The following is a 19,272-nucleotide window of genomic DNA, read 5'->3' on the forward strand; positions in this document are numbered from 1 at the left end:
GCCGCACGTCGTCCGGGGACAGGATGCTGCAGCACCTCGAGATTCTTAACCATATTTCGCAACCGGTGTTCGTGCTGACACCGGACAGCCTGGGCCGTCCGGTCTATTCCTTCTGGAACCGGGCCTGCGAGCGGCATGGCCACCGCCCCCGGTCAGAGGTGCTGGGCCGGACATCGGCGGAGGTCTATGACTCGGGCTTCGGTCAGGCCGCCTACCAGCGGCACGTCGCAGCGATGACAGCCGAGACGCCGATAACCTATGACGTGCTGCTCGACATTGGGGGCGAGCCGACCGAGGTGCAGACCACCCTGTCGCCGGTGCGCACGGCCACAGGGCAGCTGATCGCCGTTGTGGGCAGTTCCATCGTACTGTCCTCGGTCCGCATGGCCCAGCAGCGCGAGATCGAGGCACTGGCCGTCGTCGAACGCGCCCGCAAGGAGATGGAGCAATACCTCGCCTTTGCCGCCCATGACCTGCGCGCGCCCATGCGCCGCATGATGGGGCTGGCCGAGATGCTGCGCGACGACCTGCCCGACGACGCTCAGGATGCCCGCGAAACCGCGCAACTGATGGAGGAGGTCAGCGCAAAGGCGCAGGAGCTGATCACCGACGTGCTGCGGTTTTCCGAGGCGACCAATGCCACCCGCCGGGTCGAAGCCTTTGAGCTGGCGCCGCTGGCGCGCGATATCTTTACCGTCCTGGACCCGCTTGGCCTGCACGACATGCAGGCGGAACCCGCCCGCCTCACCGGCGACCGCACGGCCATCCAGATTGTACTGCGCAACCTCGTGGACAATGCGATCAAACATTCGGACAAGGATCGTATCCGGCTGCGCATAACCGTCGCGCAGACACCAGAGGGCTGCGATCTGTTGGTCTGGGATGACGGGCCGGGCCTGCCTGCCGGCGATCTGAGCTTTCTTGACGGCAAGGATTTCGAATATGGTCAGGGCTTTGGCCTGCTGGGCATCCGTCGCCTGATCGAGATGCGGCAGGGACATCTGTTCGCGACCTCCGTGACGGGAGGCGGCACCACCTTCCGGATCACCCTGCCCGGCACGCGCCCGAGCAATGCGCCGGACTGGTCGCAGGCCACGGGCATCGGCCCGCGCGCTGCCCCCGGTGCCGCGTGACGCCGGGACAATCTGCCGCCCGTCGCATCGCCGTCTCCCTCTGGGCCAAGGCCCGCGACACGTATAAACCTGCGCACGAAACGCGGATTGCCCCGCGTGCCGCTTTGCGCTAATCGGCATACAATCGCATACATCTCGCAGCCTTGCAGGAGACCCGCCATGACCGCGACCCGCACCGAGACCGACAGCTTCGGCCCGCTCGAAGTCCCCACCGACAAGTATTGGGGCGCGCAGACACAGCGTTCCATCATGAACTTCCCCATCGGCTGGGAGAAGCAGCCCGTGGCCATCGTCCGCGCGCTGGGCGTCATCAAAAAGGCCTGCGCCATGGAGAACAAGGCGACCGGGGCGCTGGACGCCACCCTGGCCGACGCCATCATCCAGGCCGCCGGTGAGGTGATCGAGGGCAAGTTCGACGACAACTTCCCGCTGGTGGTCTGGCAGACCGGGTCGGGTACGCAGTCGAACATGAACGCGAACGAGGTGATTTCGAACCGCGCGATCGAGATCCTCGGCGGCGAGATCGGTTCCAAGAAGCCCGTGCACCCGAACGACCATTGCAACATGGGCCAGTCGTCCAACGACACCTTCCCGACCGCGATGCACGTGGCGGCCGCCATGATGGCGCGCGACGTGCTGCTGCCGGGTCTGGTGGTGCTGGCCGAGGGACTCGAGGCCAAGGCCGCCGAGTTCAAGGACATCATCAAGATCGGCCGGACGCATACGCAGGACGCCACGCCGCTGACGCTGGGGCAGGAATTCTCGGGCTATGCCATGCAGATCCGCAACGGCATCAAGCGCATCGAGATGGCGCTGCCCGGCATCTACGAGCTGGCGCAGGGCGGGACCGCCGTCGGCACAGGCCTGAACACGACCGAAGGCTGGGGCGAAGCCGTCGCCGCACATATGGCCGAGATCACCGGCCTGCCCTTCGTCACCGCGCCGAACAAGTTCGAGGCGCTGGCGGCGCATGACGCCATGGTCTTCATGTCCGGTGCGCTGGCGACGGTCGCGGGCGCGATGTACAAGATCGCCAACGACATCCGCTTCCTCGGCTCCGGCCCGCGTTCGGGTCTGGGCGAGCTGATCCTGCCGGAGAACGAACCCGGCTCGTCGATCATGCCGGGCAAGGTCAACCCGACGCAGGCCGAGGCGATGACGCAGGTCGCGGCGCATGTCATGGGCAATGATGCGGCGATCAAGTTCGCAGGCTCGCAGGGCCATTTCGAGCTGAACGTCTACAACCCGATGATGGCCTACAACCTGCTGCAATCCATGCAGTTGCTGGGCGACGTGGCGGACAGCTTCACCCAGCGCATGCTGAACGGCATCCAGGCCAACGGCCCGCGCATCCAGAAGCTGATGCAGGAATCGCTGATGCTGGTCACGGCGCTGGCCCCCACCATCGGCTACGACAACGCGACCAAGGTGGCGAAGACCGCGCATAAGAACGGCACCACGCTGAAGGAAGAGGCCATCGCGCTGGGCTTTGTCGATGCCGAGACCTTTGACCGGGTCGTGCGCCCCGAAGACATGATCGGCCCCAAGGCGAAGTAAACGCGGCTTCGCGCGTGAGAGAAGTCCCCTCTCGCGCTCGACCCAAAAATGCGAGAGGCTCTGCCTCTCGCGCTCGCCGAGGTATTTTCGTCAAGATGAAGGGAAGACGCGCCGCGCAGGTTGTGGCGCGTTTTTCTTTTGTCAGCTGGTTGCCTGCCCTTTGCCTCTCCCGTGACCCGCGCAAACGTGAGGCGGCGTAGGTTGACCGCAGGCCTGGGGCGGCCGATCTCAAGCCCATGAAACGTCGTGATTTCCTTGTCTCCGCCCTCGCCCTGCCCGCGCTTCCCGCCCTGGCGCAGTCCGATCCTTTTGACGGTTTTGCCGAACGCCATCCGCAGTTCCGCACCCTTCTGATCGGGCGCGGCGGCGACCTGTTGGTGGAGCGTGCCTATGGCGGCGCGCGGCTGGATGCGCTCGCCAATATCAAGAGTTGCTCCAAGAGCCTCGTCGCGCTGCTGCTGGGCTGCGCCATCGACCGGGGCGAGGTGACGCTAGAGGCGGCGCTTGGCGATGTGGCGCCGGGGCTGATCCCGTCCGGGGCCGCGCCCGAGGTGGCGGGCATTACGCTGGGCGATCTGGCGTCCCTCAGGGCGGGGCTGGAGCGGACATCGGGGCCGAATTACGGTGCATGGGTGTCGTCTGGCAACTGGGTGCGTTACGCGCTGTCGCGCCCCATGGTGGCGGAGCCGGGCGGGCGGATGCTTTATTCCACCGGCTCGACGCATGTGCTGGGCGCGGCGCTTTCGGTGGCCACGGGTGAGACGCTGCTGGCGCAGGCGCGGGCGCGGCTGGGACGGCCGCTGGGCATAGAGATTCCGCCCTGGACGCGCGATCCGCAGGGCTATTACCTTGGCGGCAACGAGATGGCGCTGACGCCGCGTGCCATGCTGCGGGTCGCCGTCATGATGCGCGATGGCGGCGCGTTCGACGGCGCGCAGGTGGTGCCTGCGCAATGGGTCGACACCTCGACCCGACCGCTGACGCGTTCGCCCTACTCCGGCCTGTCCTACGGCTATGGCTGGTTCATGTCCGGGTCGGGCTGGGCGCTGGCGCGGGGCTATGGTGGGCAGATCATCGCCTTTCATGCCGGCCGCGATCTGGCCGTGGCCGTGACCTCGGACCCCACCCTTCCCGCCCGGTCGGAGGGGTACTTTGGCGCGTTGATGGCGCTTCTCGACGGGCCGGTGCTGAGCATTTGACCACGCTTGCGGGATAGACGATCCTGGGGATGGAGTGTGCAACGGGTTTTGCGTAGGATCGCGCCATCATGTCCAAGGTCGTCAACCTCTCTAATTTCCGCAAGCAGAAGGCCCGCGCCGACAAGCGCGCGGCGGGCGATGCCAATGCGGCGCAGCACGGGCTGAGCAAGGCGCAGAAGGCGCTGGCCAAGGCGCGGCTGGAAAAGGCCGAGAAACAGCTCGACGGTCACAAGACGGACAGCGACGAGACATGAGCGGGCGGCCCGTCAAGCATTCGCTGACGCTTCAGGGACACCGGACCTCGGTGTCGCTGGAGGATGCCTTCTGGAAGGAGTTCCGCCGCATCGCCGCCGAGGAGGACATGGCGCTAAACGAACTCGCAGCCACCATCGACGAGGCGCGTGATCCGGAGGTCGGGCTGGCGTCCTCGATCCGGGTGTTCATCCTGAACCGGCTCCTCGAGGAGCGCACCGCAACGGTCTGATGCGGAACGGGCTGACTCAGAACAGGGCGACGCCGCCGGTCAGTGCCGCGAGGACCGGACCGGCAATGGCAAGGCCCTCTTTCAGCATCTGCTGGAAATCCGTGGTCAGACCGTTCTCGACGGCCCATGCGCGGCGCTTTGTTTCGCCGCTGCCCGCCCCCAGCGCCGCGCCCGCCAGCCGTCGGGCCCGCAGGTCCAGCAGGAAGCTGACCGGCAGGTAAAAGCTGAGCAGCAGCAGGCTGAAATAGACACCGAACAGCAGCTCGGTCCCGCCAAGCGCGGTTTCGTAGTCCTTGCGATGGTCCTTTGCGATCATCTCCAGCGGCCAATGCATCCACGACAGTGCAAGGAACATCCCGGTCGAGAGCACGAGACTGGACACGTAGAGCGTCTTTTTCAGCTGCGCAGCATTGGCCTGAAGCGCCTCCAGTTTTTCGGCTGGCTGGTCCTCGGCGCGCAGTCCCGCCAGTTGCGGCGCACCGAGGCACAGGATCGACGCCACCGCCATCGACCCGACCGCCACCCCGGCCACCAGATTGACGAAGTCGAGACCATGGCGGAGGATCTCCAGCGCCGGGGCCTCGCCGCAGGGGCCAAGGATGAAGCGGTCCGTGGGTGCTGTGCAGCCGGGCACGACGCCCTGGGCCAGGGCGGCTTCCACAAGGCTGCGCCCCATCTGGAAATAGCCGCGATAGCTGTTGGGGTCGGACTGGTGCGCCCAGACCTTCAAGGCCACAGGCACGGCCAGAACCGCCAGTGCGGCCACGGCCAGCACGCGACTGCGCCGGGTCAGCGGACGGCAGAGGGCCTCGATCAGCACGGTCGCCGCGACAACCGCAACGAGCATATAGATGGACAATGCCGCGAGGAAGCGCATCCGGCCCTGTGCTTCGAGGTGGGGCACGTTTGCTTGCAGGATGTCGGCGCTTACCGGCAGGTCCGGCACGCCGAAGGTCTGCACCAGCCAGCCTTGCAGCACAAAGACGCCGACGGGCAGCAGAACGATCAGGAAATAGACTGGCCGGACGTCGCGCGGGGCCATGGGAAATACCTCGGGGCTAAAATGCCCCGACAGCCTAGCACGCTTTGGTTGCGCCGTAACCCTCAGACGCCCTGCGCCGCCGGGAAGACGAAACAGCGGTCGCGGCGCAGGCTGAGCCACATGGGCGTGCCGACCTTGGGCAAAAAGACATTGGGCACCGTCGCCTTCAGCACCGAGCCGTCGAAATCCATGCGGAATTCCACGAGGCTTTCCGACCCCATGAAGCGCGCGCGTTGCACCGTGCCGCGTGCGGGCGTGCCGGCGACCACCGTGGGGTTCGGTCCCTTGCCGCCCCGGTCGAAGTCGATCGACACGTGCTGCGGGCGGAACACGATCTCGACCTCGTTGCCATCCGCCACGCCGGGCGCAAGGAAGACGCCAAAGGGCGTGTTGGTCAGCGCGCCGCGCACCGTGCCGCGCAGGATGTTGATATCGCTGAAGAACGCCATGGCGCCCCGGTCGGCGGGCGCATTGTAGATGTTGTAGGGCGCGCCCTGCTGCACGATCCGGCCGTCGCGCATCAGCGCGATTTCGTCGGCCATGCGCATGGCTTCCTCGGGTTCGTGGGTCACAAGCAGGACGGCGGCGCCCTTTTCCTTGAGCAGGTCCAGCGTCTCGTCCCGGATGCCGTCGCGCAGGCGGTTGTCCAAGCCGGAGAATGGCTCGTCCATCAGCATGATCTTGGGGCGCGGGGCGAGCGCGCGGGCCAGCGCCACGCGCTGCTGTTCGCCGCCCGACAGGTGATGCGGAAAGTGGTCGATGTAATGCGCCAGCCCGACACGGTCGAGCAGTCGCTGTGCCGTCTCGCGTTTCGAGCCGCCCGAGCCTTTCAGGCCGAATGCCACGTTCTCCCCGACGCTGAGGTGCGGAAACAGCGCAAAGTCCTGGAACATCAGGCCGATGGCGCGGCGTTCGGGGGGCACGCGGAACACCGTGTCGCATATCAGCTTGCCATCGACGTGGATGGTGCCGCTGTCCTGCATGTCGACGCCCGCGATCATCCGAAGCGTTGTCGACTTGCCGCAGCCCGACGGCCCCAGGAGGCAGGTCACCTGCCCCGGCGCAATCTGCAACGAGACGTCATCCACCACCGTTTGACCGCCGAAGCGGCGGACAAGATTGCGGATTTCCAGTCTCGGCGGGGGGGTCTGTGCGCTCACGCGGGCCTCATGCATCGTCCGTCCGAGGGAAATACTCGGGTTTCCCTAGGCAGGTATCAGCCCACATGTCCCGCCGCAACCCTGCGGCTGCCCGCTGCGACCGCCAGTCCGCCCGCGATCAGCACCACGACGCAGATCACGAACAGCTGTTCGTACTTGTGACCCTCGGGCAGAAGCGCCGCGACGGCGGGCCAGCTGCGGGCGAAATAGGCAAAGGCGCCCAGCATCGCGGCACCCCATGCGGCAAGGTAGGCCCAGCCCGCGACGTGCCGGTTCATCACCAGACCAGCGATCAGCACCGGCGTCAGGAAGAGGCTCGCCGTGCCGCTGACCGCCACCGCGTCGAACAGCGTCTGGTTGCCCCAAAGCGTGAGCGCAACGCCCGCCAGCGTAAAGCCCAGCATGACCACGCGCCCGCCCGCGAGGCTGCGTGGGGCCATGCGCAGTTCCTCGACCATCAGACGCGCCGCCGAGGCCAGCGCCGAATCCAGCGTCGACAGGGCCGAGACCAAGAGCGACAGCATCAGTGCGGCAAAGATCCAGCCGGGGAACATCGCGCTCCACGTGCCGATCAGCTCGCCCTCGTAGGCGGCCCCCATCAGGCTGGCCTGGATGCCGAACAGGCCAAAGGCCAGGATGCACAGTGTCGAGATCCAGAAGGCATGCAGAAACGCCAGCCGCGTCGTCTGTTCATCCGCCACGAAACCGCGGTCCATCATCACCGGGTCATGCACCGGGTAGCTGAAGACCTGAAGCGCCGCGACCGCCAGCAGCACCCAGCCAAGGTAGCCGCCCGACTGCCCCGGTGCCGTCAGCGCCGCGCCAAGGTCGAAGTCCGGTGAGACCAGCAGCGCCACCAGCGCCACCCCGAACACCACGAGGAACACCAGCATCTGCACCACGTCCGTCCGCAGCGCCGCCGACAACCCGCCCCACGCGGAATAGGCCAGCGCCAATGCGGCGACGGCGAGGATCGACCAGACCTCGGCCCCCGGCAGCAGCGCGCCAAAGATCAGCCCGACCACGATGAGGTTGGCAAAGACCTCGGACAGCAGGCGCAGCGCCACGACAAGGTTGTAGGTCGCCTGCCCGACAGCGCCGAACCGCGCGCCCAGCCAGTCCTGCACCGAGGTCGCGCCGTTTTCGCGCAGGCGTCCGACCACGAAGGCCCCCGTCAGGAAAGACGCGTAATAGGCGGCATAGGCCAGCACGCCCGCGATGCCGTAGAAATAGCCAAGGATCGCGGCATTCATCAGCGAGCGGGCAAAGATCCACGTCGTGACCTGGCTCAGTACCAGCACCCAAAGGCCGGGGGCGCGGCCCTCGGTCTGGCCGCCGTAGAACCCGTCGAGGGAGGCATGGCGCGGCGCGGCCAGCAGGCTGAGGACGGCAAGCGCGCCGAACGCGCCTAGCAAAAGGATCGGGGACATGGGGGATTCCTTGCGGCAAAAGACCTGCGCACCCTGCCCCTTGGCCCCAAGGAATAAAAGCCGTGTTTCAGAGGGTTGGCGGCAACGTGAGCGGCCGTTAACGCAGCGTCAACCCAGCGTCACCTTGGGATCACCCCCGCGTCAGCGCCTTTGCCAGACGTGGCAGGCGCGCCTTTTTCAGCAGGCCGCGCATGTCCCAGTCCTGCCCGGACAACTGCCGCGCGGTGGCCAATACGTTATCACAGACCGGGCCTACGACCTCGGGCGAGGCCTGCCAGTATCCGATCAGGAAGGCATCCGGATCGACGCGGTTCAGGCCTTCTTCGGCCAGCGTGCCGCGCGGGAAATCGGAGGCATTCAGCGTCACGATGACATCCGCCGACCCGGCCACGGCGGCGGCCAGAACGTGACGGTCGTTCTCGTCCGGCAGCCAGAGCCGCGATTCCAGCGAGGGTTTCCAGACCACCTCGGCCTTGGGCCATGCGGCGCGGACCAGCGCGATCTCGGCCCGCGCCTGCGGCTCGCCCGTCGGTCCCAGCTTGCGGGCCGCGCGGGCCCATTCCTCGAGGATGCGCTCCGACCAGAGCGGCGTATACAGCCCCGCGGCGGCGACGCCCAAGAGGACCTCGCGCATCACCGTCGGGAACATCACGCAGGTGTCGAGAACCGCGCGCAGCTGCGTCACAGGCGGAACACCAGCGCCTTCAGGTAGCCCGATTCCGCCAGTTGCGGCAGCAGCGGATGATCCGGCCCGGCCTCGCCGGAATAGATCAGCTGCGCGCGACGCCCCGAGCGACCAATGCCGCGCAGGCAGGCCCCGGTAAAGCTGCTCAGGTCCGCCGCGTGGGAACAGGAACACAGGCACAGGTAGCCATCCTCGGCCACCAGCGGGGCCGCCAGACGCGCGATGCGCTCGTAGGCGCGCAAGCCCTTGTCCACCGCCTGTTTGGACGGGGCAAAGGCGGGCGGATCGCAGATCACCACCTCGAATTTCGCGCCCTCGTTGCCGAGTTCTTCCAGGGTATCAAAGGCATCGCCCTGCCGCGCTTCGAACCGGTCGGCGGCACCCATGCGGGTCGCCCCCTCGGTCGCCAAGGCCAGCGCCGCAGCCGATCCGTCGACACAGACTGCGCGCGTCGCGCCGCCCGCCAAGGCCGCCAGCCCAAAGCCGCCCACATGGCTGAACACGTCCAGCACCTGAACGTCCTTCGCCAGACGGGCCACGAAACCGTGGTTGTCGCGCTGGTCAAAGAACAGGCCGGTCTTCTGCCCGCCGGTCAGGTCGGCCATGTAGGTCGCGCCATTCATCACCACCGGCACCGGGGCCTCGGGCGCGGCACCGCGCAACACGGCGTCCTGATCGTCCAGCCCTTCCAGGGTCCGGCCACGACCGCCCGCGTTCTTCAGCACGTTGGCCACGCCGGTCACGGCCACCAGCGCCTCGACCAGCGCCTCCAGATGCGTTTCGGCCCATGCGGCGTTGGGCTGCACCACGCAGGTGTCGCCAAAGCGGTCGATGATGAGCCCCGGCAGACCGTCGCCCTCGGCATGGACCAGCCGGTAGAAGGGCGCGTCATACAGACGCTCGCGCATGGACAGCGCCTTGCCCAACCGTTTCGAAAACCACGCCACGTCGATCACCGCTTCTGGGTCGCGGTCCAGCATCCTGCCCACGATGCGCGAGTCGGGGTTCACCGCCACGGTGCCCAGCGGCTGCCGGTCGTGATCCTCCAGCCGCGCAATGCTGCCCGGGGCAATCCCGCGCGAGCGGCGGTCCATGACCAGTTCGTTGTCGAATACCCACGGAGACCCGTGCCGGATGGCGCGGGCATTGGCCTTTGGTTTCAGGCGCAGGACGGGGCGGTTATCAATGAGTGAGGCGGAGGCTGTCATGCCCCCGCCTTACTCCGCTTTCTCCCAAGATAAAAGCGTCAGAAATCAGATCTGGTCCACGGCGCGTTCCAGCGCCCGGTCCTTGCGGCCCCAGCCGCCCGGACGGGTGACTTCGGCCTGGATCACGCGGTCGAGGTGATGCTGAATGCGCACCCGCTGCGTCAGGCCCTGACGCTCGGCTTCCATGGCGCGCCGGCCGCCAAAGCCCTTGAGATCGGCCGTGACTTCGCGGTCCCTGACCAGCACCTGCCCCGTCTGGGCGTCCGTGAGCGTCATGAGGAAAACGATGTTGTGGACACCGCCGACGGTGTAGCGGGTCTTTTCTGTCAGCGCGTGAAAGCGCTTCAGCGTGATCTCGGCCTTGACCGCGCGCCCCTCGCCCGGCAATCCGCGCGCCTTTTCAAGGCTGTTCTGGAAGAAGCTCGCCACCTGCTCCTTGCGATTCCCGTAGGCGTCGCCGCGCCAGACGATGTCCGCCAGCGGGTAATACAGGTTCGCCTCGGAGACGGTCAGGTCCTTCGGCACGCGCACTTCGAAGGAGGCCAGCCGATAGGATGTGTCGACCGCTGCCGGGGCTTCCACCGACAAGGACGCCGGAACCGCTTCGGTCGCGGCAAAGCTCATCGCTTGCGGGGCCCCGACCGGCGCCATGGCGGCGCGGTGCATCTCGGCCTCGGCGGGCAGCCGCTCGTACGGCGCCTTGCCCGGTGCCGCACCACAGGCCGCAAGGCCCGCCATCATCATCATCCCCAGTGCTACGCGTGCCACTTTCATGGTCATGATCCTTCTGTCCCAAACCCCACTGCTCATCGGGGTCTTCTTGTCGGGTTAGTCTTTTGTTAACCTTGGTTTCACATCCGATCGTGGCGCGATTGCGGCGTCCCTTGGGATTTTCAACGTCACATTGCAAAGCTTTCCCGGAATATGACGGGTTTACTGTTAGCGCTAACCGCGCTAAGTGACGGTCAAACGGATCACGGAGGCACCCATGGCCCTCAACGACACCATCGCCCGCGTCACCGCCCGCATCGAGGACCGCTCGAGCACGATGCGCGCCACCTATCTGGACCGCATGGCCCGCGCCGCCGAGGAAGGCCCGCGCCGCGCGCACCTCACCTGCGGCAACCAGGCCCATGCCTATGCCGCGATGGGCGGCGACAAGGATACGCTTGCGACCTCGCGCGCGCCCAACATCGGGATCGTGACCGCCTACAACGACATGCTCTCGGCGCATCAGCCGTTCGAGCGTTTCCCCGACCTGATCCGCGCCGCCGCCCGCGCCAATGGCGGCACCGCGCAGGTCGCGGGCGGGGTTCCCGCCATGTGCGACGGCGTCACCCAGGGCCAGGTCGGCATGGAGCTGTCGCTGTTCTCCCGCGACGTGATCGCACTGGCGGCGGGCATCGCCCTGTCGCACAACGTGTTCGACACGGCGCTGTATCTTGGCGTCTGCGACAAGATCGTGCCGGGCCTCATCATCGCCGCCGCCACCTTCGGTTACATCCCCGGCCTCTTCATCCCCGCCGGTCCCATGCCCTCGGGCATCCCGAACGATGAAAAGGCCAAGGTGCGCCAGCAGTTCGCCACCGGGGAAATCGGCCGCGACGAGTTGATGAAGGCCGAGATGGCCTCGTATCACGCCGCCGGGACCTGCACCTTCTACGGCACCGCGAACACCAACCAGATGCTGATGGAGTTCATGGGCCTGCACCTGCCCGGCGCGTCGTTTGTCCAGCCGAACACGCCGCTGCGCGACGCCCTGACCGAGGCCGGAACCAAGCGCGCGCTGGAAATCACCGCATTGGGCAACGACTACCGACCGGTGTCGCAGATCCTCGACGCCAAGGCCTTCGTCAACGGTATCGTGGGTCTGATGGCCACGGGCGGCTCCACCAACCTCGTGCTGCATCTGCCCGCCATGGCGCGCGCCGCGGGCATCGCGCTGGAGGTCGAGGATTTCAACGACATCTCCGCCGTGACGCCGCTGATGGCCAAGGTCTATCCCAACGGCCTGGCCGACGTGAACCACTTCCACGCCGCCGGGGGCCTGCAATACATGATCGGCTCGCTGCTGGACGCAGGTCTGCTGCACGAGGACGTCAAGACCGTCGCGGGCGACGGCCTGTCGCGTTACGCGCAGGAACCGGTCATGGACGGCGACCGGCTGACCTGGCGCGACGGCCCGACAAAGACCGAGAACGACAAGATCCTGCGCCCCGCATCGGACCCGTTCCAGTCTACGGGCGGGCTGAAGGAACTGACCGGCAACCTCGGCTCCGGCATGATAAAGGTCTCTGCCGTCGCCCCCGAACGCCACGTGATCGAGGCGAAGGCCCGCGTCTTCCAGGACCAGGACTCCGTCAAACAGGCCTTCAAGAACGGCGAGATCACCGAAGACACGATATTCGTCGTCCGTTTCCAGGGGCCGAAATCCAACGGCATGCCGGAACTGCACGGGCTGACGCCGACGCTGGCCGTCCTTCAGGACCGTGGCCTAAAGGTCGCGCTAGTCACCGACGGTCGCATGTCCGGCGCCTCCGGCAAGGTCCCCGCCGCCATCCACGTCTCGCCAGAGGCGGCCAACGGTGGCCCGCTGGCCCGCGTGCGCGACGGCGATGTTCTGCGCCTCGACGCAACCAAGGGCACCCTCGACTGCCTCGCCCCGGACTTCGACCAGCGCACCCCCGCGACCGCCGACCTCTCCGGCAACGGGCATGGCGTGGGTCGCGAACTCTTTGCCGCCTTCCGCGAGAACGTGGGCCTTGCCTCCAACGGGGCCGCCGTGGTGGTGTGACCCCTGCTTCTTCTTGGCCAAAATACTCAAAAGGACCCAGCCCATGACCCCGCAAGACGCCAGCCGTGAAAGCGACCGCCTCTGCCGCCTCGCCCCCGTGATCCCGGTGCTGGTCATCGACGACGCCTCCAACGCCCGCGCGCTGGCACAGGCGCTGGTCAACGGGGGCCTGCCGGTGCTCGAAGTCACCCTGCGCACCCCCGCAGCGCTCGACGCCATCGCCGAGATGGCCAAGGTCGAGGGCGGCGTGGTCGGCGCAGGCACGCTGCTGACCCCCGAGGACGTGCAGCGCGCCAAGGCGGCAGGCGCGAAATTCGGCGTCTCTCCCGGCGCGACGGACCTGCTGCTGGACGCTTGCGAAGCTGCCGACCTGCCGCTCCTGCCCGGTGCCGCCACCGCCTCCGAAGCCATGCGCCTGCTGGAACGCGGCTACACGGTGCAGAAGTTCTTCCCGGCGGAGGCCAATGGCGGCGTCCCGGCGCTGAAATCCATCGGCGCGCCGATCCCGCAGGTGAAATTCTGCCCCACCGGGGGCGTCAGCCCGAAAAACGCCGAAGAGTACCTTGCCCTGTCCAACACGCTCTGCGTCGGCGGCAGCTGGGTCGCCCCGGCGGATGCGGTCAACTCCGGCGACTGGCAGCGGATCGAGGACCTCGCCCGCGCCGCCAGCCAGTTGCCGCGCACCCTGCCCTGAGCGCGACCGACGATTTTCCCTGAAAATCGGGCCCTCTCCGACCCCTGAACCAAGAAAGGCGCGCCCACCCGGCGCGCCTTTGCCGTCACGCCGACCCTTGTGGCCGGGGCCGCGACTTCCAGCCGCCGCGCCGCTTCGGCTTGTCCATGGCGCTCAAGCCGTCCTGCAGAACCACCGTCATCGGGTGGCCCTCGACGCCATACTGTTCCAGCAACTGCGCGATCATCGCCTTGCTGTCCGCATCCACCGGCACAGACAAGGCCCAGTCGAGGAAGATCGACCGGCATTCCTCCGCCCCGATCCCCTCGATCCTGTAGGATTCGCGGATCAACCCCTTGGGGTCCGCCTTATGCGCCTCGCTCATGCGCTTTCTCCTGTTGCATGTCCTGCTTCGGGCCCCGCTTCCGTCCCAAGCGTCGCGTCGATGATCTCTGCCGCCCGCGTGGCCCGCGTCTCCAGCGCCGCCTTCAGCGCCGCCATGTCCGCACACCCCGTCAGCCGCAGGAGGAAGGCACAGCCGCCGCCCCCCAGCGCCTCGGGGTCGAGCGCCTCTTCGCTGACCAGCCGCGACCCGATCTGCAAGGCCCAGGCCAATTCGTAGGCCTCCACCAGCGGACCGCCCTCCAGCCAGTCGGCGGAGCGCAGCGCGCGCGGCGTCTGCCGCGCGGGTTTGCCGGACAACAGCGAGGCCGCCTGCGCCACCAGGTCGATCTCCTGCATGCGGCCCCGGCCCAGCTTGGCCTCCCAGGCGCCGCCCTGCCCCTTGGCCGCCGCGATCTTGCCCAGCATGTCACGCACCGCGCCCAGCACCTCAGCCCGGTCACGCGGGGCGGACAGAAGCGCCAGCCGGAAGGCTTCGACATCCGCCGCCAAATCCGAAGGCCCGGCCACCACCCGCGCGCGTGTCAGCGCCAGATGCTCCCAGATCCACGCCTCGTCCTTCTGGTAGGACTGGAACGCCGCCCAGGACGTCGCCACCGGCCCCTGGTTGCCCGAAGGCCTGAGCCGCATGTCGACCTCGTAAAGCCGACCCTCGGCCATGGGCGCGGTCATCGCTGTCACCAGCGCCTGCGTCAGCCGCGCGTAATAGGTGCGCGACGGCAAGGGGCGCTTGCCCTCGGAGGCCTCCACATCCTCGGGATCGTAGATCACGATCACGTCCAGATCGGACCGCGCGTGCAACCGCTGCGCGCCAAGCGACCCCATGCCCACAACAACCGCCCCGCGCCCCGGACAAGGCCCGTGCTTGCGCGCGAATTCCGCCTGCACCACGGGCCACATGGCCGCCAGAACCGCCTCGGCCAGATCGGCATAGGCTTTGCCCGCCTCCTCCGGCTCCATCAGCGCCCGCAGCAGGTGCACGCCGATGCGGAAGTGCCATTCCTTCGCCCACCGTCGCGCCGTGTCCAGCTTGCGCTCGTAATCATCGGTATCGGCCATGGCGCGGGTCAGCTCCGCCGTCAGCACCGACCGCCCCGGCCAAGCGGCAAAGAAATCGCCGCCGATCACCGCGTCCAGCACGCTGGCATTGCGCGCAAGGAATCGCGCCAGATCCGGCGAGGTGCCGACGATATCCACCAGCAGGTCCATCAGCGAGGGGTTCGCCTCAAAGAGCGAGAACAGCTGCACCCCGGCAGGCAAACCGCCAAGGAACTCGTCGAAGGCGACCAGCGCCTCTTGCGGGCGGGCGGTTTCGGACAGGCGGCGCAGGATTTCGGGCCGCACGCGCCGCCACAGGTCCTGCGCCCGCTGCGAGCGCAGGCAGGGATAGGTTGCCCAGCGATCCACGACGGTGCTGTCGGAAAACACCTCCGGCACCGCGGTGGAGCCACAGGCATCGGGGGCAAAGAAGCCCTCGGTCAGATCGTGCACCTCGGTCAGTCGCGCCTTCAGGTCCGCCGTCATCTCGGACAGGTCGCGCCCCGACAGCGCCGCCAGCCGCGCCAGCCCGTCCAGCGATCCCGGCAGGTCGTGGGTCTGCGCGTCGTTCACCATCTGGATGCGGTGCTCCACCTCGCGGTGCGCGCGGTAGTGATCGGTCAGCTTCTCCGCCACATCGCCCGGAATCCACCCCTTTTCCGCCAGCATCGCGAGGCCCGGCACCGTCGCGCGGCAGCGCAGGTCCGGGTCACGCCCCCCGGCGATCAGCTGCCGCGTCTGGGTAAAGAACTCGATCTCGCGGATGCCGCCGCGCCCCAACTTCATGTTGTGGCCCGGAAGGGTGATCGGCCCGCCCAGCCCCTTGTGCTCGCGGATGCGCAGGCGCATGTCATGGGCGTCTTGAATGGCTGCGAAATCCAGATGCTTGCGCCAGACAAAGGGGCGCAGGGTTTCAAGGAACCGCGCCCCCGCCGCCACGTCGCCCGCCGCCGCACGCGCCTTGATATAGGCGGCCCGCTCCCATGTGCGGCCAAACGACTCATAATACCGTTCCGCCGCCTCCATCGCCATGCAGACAGGCGTCACCGCCGGATCGGGCCTGAGCCGCAGGTCGGTGCGAAAGACATAGCCCTCCGCGGTCAGGTCGTTCAGCGTCGCCGCCATTTTGCGCGTTGCCCGGACCAGCGCCGAGCGCGCCTCGAAATAATCATCCGGGTCATAACGCGTCTCGTCGAACAGCACGATCAGGTCGATGTCCGACGAGTAGTTCAACTCGCGCGCACCGCCCTTGCCCATGGCCAGCGCCACCATGCCCGCCGATGTCGCAATGTCGTCCTCGCTCATCCCGGGCAGTTTCTTGCGCCGGATTTCATGGCCCACCGCCGCCTGCATCGCCAGTTCGACAGCGAGATCGGCAAAGTCGCTCAGACAGCCGGTCACCGCCTCCAGCGCCCAGACGCCGGACAGGTCACAAAGCGCCGTCAGCAAGGCCACCCGCCGCTTCGCCTCGCGCAGGGCCGACCCGATGCGGTCCGGCGCGACCTCGGGCAGATCACCAAACAGCGCCACCACCGCGCCTTCGGGATCATCGACCGCCCCTTGCAGCCAAACGCCCTCGCGCTGGATCAAGCCGTTCAGGTAAGGGCTGGACCCGCCCGTCCCACGCAGCAGGTCTGCCACCTCCCCCTTGGCCCATGGGCAGGCGGTCAGCGCTTCCTCCCCACGGTCAGGGTCGAAGGCACGCGGCAGGCGGGTGATGCGAGAGTTCAGAGTCATGCGCGCAGATGGCCATGCAGGCGCGCCCTTGGCAAGCCCCTCGCGCTGCGCGACAAATCCCCCATGCGCATCCGACTCGTCCTCGCCCATCCGCAGGCTGACAGCCTCAGCCACCGTTTCGCGACCCATCTCGCAAACGACCTGACCGCGCGCCGCCACGCGGTCGAGACCCTCGACCTTTATGCGCAAGGCTTCCCACCAGCGCTGAGCGCCGAGGAACGCGCCGCCTATTACACCACGCCCTTCCCGGACACGACCGGGCTGAAGGACGTGGACGGCCTGATCCTCGTCTTCCCGACGTGGTGGTACGGCCTGCCCGCGCTCCTCAAGGGCTGGATCGACCGCACCTTCCTCCCCGGCGTGGCCTACGACCACGACCCGGACGGGGGTGCCATGACCCCCGGCCTGCCAAACCTCAGGTCCGTCCTCGCCGTCACCACCATGGGCAGCCCCGCGTGGTACGACACCATGGTGGCGAAACGCCCCGTCTACCACGCGCTGAAGTGGGGCACGTTCAAACCCTGCGCCCCGCGCGCCCGCTTCCGGCAACTGACGCTCTACAAGGCCGAGACCCTCTCCGCCCCCCGCCTCAAGGGCTTCGAGACCAAGCTTACCCGCGCCGCGCACCACCTCTTTCCCACGGAACCCTGACATGTCCAAAAGCCTCGCCCGAGTCCGCGCCGCCATCGAGGCGGCGGGCCTGACCTCCGACATCCACGAAGTCACCAACGCCCGCACCGCGCAGGACGCCGCCGACACCGTCGGCTGCCACCTCGACCAGATCGCCAAATCCATCATCTTCCGGGCCGAGACCTGCGGGCAGGCCGTGCTCTTCCTCACCGCGGGCGGCAACCGCGTCTGCGCGGACAAGGCGACGGCGCTGGCAGGCGAACCGCTGGGCAAGGCCGATGCGCAACTGATCCGCGCCCAGACCGGCTTTGCCATCGGCGGCGTCTCGCCGCTTGGTCACCTGAACCCGATCCGCGCATGGCTCGACCCGCGCTTGCTGGAGTTCGACACCGTCTGGGCCGCCGCCGGGACGCCGCGCCACCTGTTCCCGCTGAACCCGCACCTCCTGCCCGGGCTGACCGGCGCGCACCCGGCCGAGTTCACCGAATAGGCCCCTGTTTCTCTGCTTCCAAAATACTCATCTCCGACGCGTCCACACGCGCCGTCATTTCGACGGACGCGCCTCCTCTGGGATCAGAAGCGTCAGGACAATCGCCGACAAACCCGACAGGGTGATCGGTGTCGCCACCACCTGCTTCAGGAAAGGCGGCAGGTGCTGCACCGCCTCCGGCACCAGAGTCAACCCCAGCCCCAGACCAAAGCTCACCGCCATGATATAGCCCTTGCGGCGGTCGATCTCCTGCGTGGCCAGTATCCTGATCCCCGCCACGGCAATCGTCCCGAACAGGATCACCGTCGCGCCACCCAGCACCGGCTTGGGGATCAGCAGGAAGACCTGCCCGATCACCGGCAGGAACCCCAGCACCACCAAGATCCCGGCGATATACAGGCCGACATGACGGCTCGCCACGCCGGTCATCTGGATGACGCCGTTGTTCTGCGAAAACGTCGTGTTGGGAAAGGTGTTGAACAGCGCCGCAAGGCCCGAGTTCACGCCATCGGCCATGATCCCGCCCTTGATCCGCTTCAGGTACAGCGGCCCCTTCACCGGCTGGCCCGAGATCACCGAATTGGCCGTCAGGTCGCCCGAGGTCTCGATCGAGGTCACGAGAAACACGAAGGCGATCGGGAGGAACAGGCCCCAGTCGAAATCCAGCCCGTATTTCAGCGGCACCGGAACAGCCATCATCGGCCCCTCGCCCAGCCGCGACACATCCACCATCCCAAGGGCCAAGGCCACACCCGTGCCCACCGCCAACCCGATCATAATGGCCGAAATCCGCAGCATGGCCGAGCCGAGAAAGGTCATCACCAAGATGCAGACCATCACGATCCCGCCCAGCATCAGGTTGACCGGCGCGCCCAAAGCCTCGCCCGCCTGCGCGCCGCCCGCGAAGTCGGTAAATCCCACCTTGACCAGCGACAGGCCAATCACCGTGATGACGATCCCCGTCACCGTCGGCGTGATGATGCGGCCCAGCCTGTCGATGAACTGGCTCAGGATGACCTCCACCAGACAGCCGGCCAGACAAAGGCCGAAGATCATCGCCAGCATCTCCTCCGGGCTGCCGCCACCGGATTTCACCGCCATACCCGCCCCCAGCACCGGACCTAGAAAGGCAAAGCTGGTGCCCTGCACCGACAACAGCCCCGATCCCACCGGACCAATCGTGCGACACTGGATGAATGTCGCCACGCCCGAGACAAAGAGCGACATGGCAATCAGGTAAGGCACCTCTGCCCCCAGGCCCAGCACGCCGCCGATCACCAGCGTCGGCGTGACGATGCCGACGATGGAGGCAAGAATATGCTGCATCGCCGCCAAAGCCGCCGCCGGGGGTGCAGGACGGTCATCGAGACCATAGATCAGCGTGGCGGCGGGATCGTCGACGATGGACATGGGCGGGCCTCCGGCAGTTTCCCCCGCATCCTCTCGCCAAACCCGAGGCCTGTCACGCCCCCGGACGCGCGGCGCGCAACCCCTTGGCGCAAAACGCCCAAATCCGCGCCAGCCACCCGGCCCGCGCAAAAATGTAAAAAACATTCACATCGACCCTTGAAAGGCCGCCCGGCAATCCCGATCTCCTGTCATGTGAAAGA

The 19,272-nt window shown here is 67.2% G+C and carries 18 protein-coding genes; 9 read left to right on the top strand and 9 right to left on the bottom strand.

What is annotated here, in order from left to right:
• Positions 1–23 precede the first annotated feature (23 nt).
• From ACP16H_RS00455 to ACP16H_RS00475, 5 genes are all read left to right on the top strand, one after another.
• Positions 24–1,133: an ATP-binding protein gene (locus ACP16H_RS00455; protein WP_425070268.1), complete on the top strand. Its 1,110-nt coding sequence runs from the start codon at positions 24–26 to the stop codon at positions 1,131–1,133.
• Positions 1,134–1,292: 159 nt separating this feature from the next.
• The gene (gene fumC, locus ACP16H_RS00460; protein ID WP_425070269.1) at positions 1,293–2,690 is read left to right on the top strand and encodes a class II fumarate hydratase; all 1,398 of its coding nucleotides are present in this window, start codon (positions 1,293–1,295) and stop codon (positions 2,688–2,690) included.
• A gap of 236 nt (positions 2,691–2,926) precedes the next feature.
• Positions 2,927–3,889, top strand: coding sequence for a serine hydrolase domain-containing protein (locus ACP16H_RS00465; protein ID WP_425070270.1), 963 nt, complete (start codon positions 2,927–2,929; stop codon positions 3,887–3,889).
• A gap of 68 nt (positions 3,890–3,957) precedes the next feature.
• Positions 3,958–4,143, top strand: coding sequence for a DUF4169 family protein (locus ACP16H_RS00470; RefSeq protein ID WP_425070271.1), 186 nt, complete (start codon positions 3,958–3,960; stop codon positions 4,141–4,143).
• A complete protein-coding gene (locus ACP16H_RS00475; RefSeq protein ID WP_425070272.1) occupies positions 4,140–4,373 on the top strand; it encodes a ribbon-helix-helix domain-containing protein in 234 nt (77 codons plus the stop codon). The genes ACP16H_RS00470 and ACP16H_RS00475 overlap by 4 nt, the downstream gene beginning before the upstream one ends.
• A 16-nt stretch (positions 4,374–4,389) precedes the next feature.
• On the opposite strand, the gene ACP16H_RS00480 is transcribed toward ACP16H_RS00475, so the two are convergent.
• The 6 genes from ACP16H_RS00480 to ACP16H_RS00505 all read right to left on the bottom strand — a co-directional run bounded on the left by ACP16H_RS00480 (position 4,390) and on the right by ACP16H_RS00505 (position 10,678).
• On the bottom strand, positions 4,390–5,415 hold the full coding sequence (locus ACP16H_RS00480; RefSeq protein WP_425070273.1) for a hypothetical protein: 1,026 nt from the start codon (positions 5,413–5,415) through the stop codon (positions 4,390–4,392).
• Between the two features lie 62 nt (positions 5,416–5,477).
• Complete coding sequence (locus tag ACP16H_RS00485) at positions 5,478–6,590, bottom strand: ABC transporter ATP-binding protein (RefSeq protein ID WP_425070274.1); 1,113 nt, start codon at positions 6,588–6,590, stop codon at positions 5,478–5,480.
• Between the two features lie 41 nt (positions 6,591–6,631).
• Positions 6,632–8,005 (bottom strand): sodium:proline symporter, encoded by a 1,374-nt coding sequence (locus tag ACP16H_RS00490; RefSeq protein ID WP_425070275.1) that lies wholly within the window; start codon positions 8,003–8,005, stop codon positions 6,632–6,634.
• A gap of 130 nt (positions 8,006–8,135) precedes the next feature.
• Positions 8,136–8,681 carry an RSP_2648 family PIN domain-containing protein gene (locus ACP16H_RS00495; protein ID WP_425070774.1) on the bottom strand — a complete coding sequence of 182 codons (546 nt, stop codon included), beginning with the start codon at positions 8,679–8,681 and terminating at the stop codon, positions 8,136–8,138.
• Positions 8,682–8,686: 5 nt separating this feature from the next.
• On the bottom strand, positions 8,687–9,898 hold the full coding sequence (locus ACP16H_RS00500) for an RSP_2647 family RNA methyltransferase (protein WP_425070276.1): 1,212 nt from the start codon (positions 9,896–9,898) through the stop codon (positions 8,687–8,689).
• A gap of 45 nt (positions 9,899–9,943) precedes the next feature.
• Positions 9,944–10,678 carry a DUF6778 family protein gene (locus tag ACP16H_RS00505; RefSeq protein WP_425070277.1) on the bottom strand — a complete coding sequence of 245 codons (735 nt, stop codon included), beginning with the start codon at positions 10,676–10,678 and terminating at the stop codon, positions 9,944–9,946.
• 208 nt (positions 10,679–10,886) lie between these two features.
• Between ACP16H_RS00505 and edd the strand changes: the two genes are divergently transcribed.
• Positions 10,887–12,692 carry a phosphogluconate dehydratase gene (gene edd / locus ACP16H_RS00510; protein WP_425070278.1) on the top strand — a complete coding sequence of 602 codons (1,806 nt, stop codon included), beginning with the start codon at positions 10,887–10,889 and terminating at the stop codon, positions 12,690–12,692.
• Between the two features lie 43 nt (positions 12,693–12,735).
• The gene (locus ACP16H_RS00515; RefSeq protein WP_425070279.1) at positions 12,736–13,386 is read left to right on the top strand and encodes a bifunctional 4-hydroxy-2-oxoglutarate aldolase/2-dehydro-3-deoxy-phosphogluconate aldolase; all 651 of its coding nucleotides are present in this window, start codon (positions 12,736–12,738) and stop codon (positions 13,384–13,386) included.
• 85 nt (positions 13,387–13,471) lie between these two features.
• Here ACP16H_RS00515 and ACP16H_RS00520 read toward each other — a convergent pair whose 3' ends face one another.
• Together ACP16H_RS00520 and ACP16H_RS00525 are read right to left on the bottom strand one after the other, a co-directional pair.
• Positions 13,472–13,750, bottom strand: coding sequence for a hypothetical protein (locus ACP16H_RS00520; RefSeq protein WP_425070280.1), 279 nt, complete (start codon positions 13,748–13,750; stop codon positions 13,472–13,474).
• Positions 13,747–16,542, bottom strand: a complete 2,796-nt coding sequence (locus tag ACP16H_RS00525; protein ID WP_425070775.1) for a glutamine-synthetase adenylyltransferase — start codon at positions 16,540–16,542, stop codon at positions 13,747–13,749. The genes ACP16H_RS00520 and ACP16H_RS00525 overlap by 4 nt, the downstream gene beginning before the upstream one ends.
• Before the next feature lie 63 nt (positions 16,543–16,605).
• On the opposite strand from ACP16H_RS00525, the gene ACP16H_RS00530 reads away from it, so the two are divergent.
• Together ACP16H_RS00530 and ACP16H_RS00535 are read left to right on the top strand one after the other, a co-directional pair.
• A complete protein-coding gene (locus ACP16H_RS00530; protein ID WP_425070281.1) occupies positions 16,606–17,193 on the top strand; it encodes an NAD(P)H-dependent oxidoreductase in 588 nt (195 codons plus the stop codon).
• Position 17,194: 1 nt separating this feature from the next.
• Entirely contained in the window at positions 17,195–17,662 is a 468-nt protein-coding gene (locus ACP16H_RS00535; protein ID WP_425070282.1) for a YbaK/EbsC family protein, read from the top strand.
• Between the two features lie 54 nt (positions 17,663–17,716).
• Here ACP16H_RS00535 and ACP16H_RS00540 read toward each other — a convergent pair whose 3' ends face one another.
• Positions 17,717–19,072, bottom strand: coding sequence for a nucleobase:cation symporter-2 family protein (locus ACP16H_RS00540; RefSeq protein ID WP_425070283.1), 1,356 nt, complete (start codon positions 19,070–19,072; stop codon positions 17,717–17,719).
• Between the last annotated feature and the right edge of the window lie 200 nt (positions 19,073–19,272).

The organism is Sagittula sp. S175 (genome assembly GCF_049800975.1).
In the GTDB taxonomy this organism is placed as follows: Bacteria; Pseudomonadota; Alphaproteobacteria; order Rhodobacterales; family Rhodobacteraceae; genus Sagittula.

Coding starts and splice junctions, on each gene's coding strand:
- ACP16H_RS00475 (WP_425070272.1), top strand. CDS start 4,140: ATGAGCGGGCGGCCCGTCAAGCATTCGCTGACGCTTCAGGGACACCGG.
- ACP16H_RS00525 (WP_425070775.1), bottom strand. CDS start 16,542: ATGACTCTGAACTCTCGCATCACCCGCCTGCCGCGTGCCTTCGACCCT.
- fumC (WP_425070269.1), top strand. CDS start 1,293: ATGACCGCGACCCGCACCGAGACCGACAGCTTCGGCCCGCTCGAAGTC.
- edd (WP_425070278.1), top strand. CDS start 10,887: ATGGCCCTCAACGACACCATCGCCCGCGTCACCGCCCGCATCGAGGAC.
- ACP16H_RS00540 (WP_425070283.1), bottom strand. CDS start 19,072: ATGTCCATCGTCGACGATCCCGCCGCCACGCTGATCTATGGTCTCGAT.
- ACP16H_RS00530 (WP_425070281.1), top strand. CDS start 16,606: ATGCGCATCCGACTCGTCCTCGCCCATCCGCAGGCTGACAGCCTCAGC.
- ACP16H_RS00470 (WP_425070271.1), top strand. CDS start 3,958: ATGTCCAAGGTCGTCAACCTCTCTAATTTCCGCAAGCAGAAGGCCCGC.
- ACP16H_RS00455 (WP_425070268.1), top strand. CDS start 24: ATGCTGCAGCACCTCGAGATTCTTAACCATATTTCGCAACCGGTGTTC.
- ACP16H_RS00515 (WP_425070279.1), top strand. CDS start 12,736: ATGACCCCGCAAGACGCCAGCCGTGAAAGCGACCGCCTCTGCCGCCTC.
- ACP16H_RS00505 (WP_425070277.1), bottom strand. CDS start 10,678: ATGACCATGAAAGTGGCACGCGTAGCACTGGGGATGATGATGATGGCG.
- ACP16H_RS00535 (WP_425070282.1), top strand. CDS start 17,195: ATGTCCAAAAGCCTCGCCCGAGTCCGCGCCGCCATCGAGGCGGCGGGC.
- ACP16H_RS00520 (WP_425070280.1), bottom strand. CDS start 13,750: ATGAGCGAGGCGCATAAGGCGGACCCCAAGGGGTTGATCCGCGAATCC.
- ACP16H_RS00480 (WP_425070273.1), bottom strand. CDS start 5,415: ATGGCCCCGCGCGACGTCCGGCCAGTCTATTTCCTGATCGTTCTGCTG.
- ACP16H_RS00465 (WP_425070270.1), top strand. CDS start 2,927: ATGAAACGTCGTGATTTCCTTGTCTCCGCCCTCGCCCTGCCCGCGCTT.
- ACP16H_RS00485 (WP_425070274.1), bottom strand. CDS start 6,590: ATGCATGAGGCCCGCGTGAGCGCACAGACCCCCCCGCCGAGACTGGAA.
- ACP16H_RS00500 (WP_425070276.1), bottom strand. CDS start 9,898: ATGACAGCCTCCGCCTCACTCATTGATAACCGCCCCGTCCTGCGCCTG.
- ACP16H_RS00490 (WP_425070275.1), bottom strand. CDS start 8,005: ATGTCCCCGATCCTTTTGCTAGGCGCGTTCGGCGCGCTTGCCGTCCTC.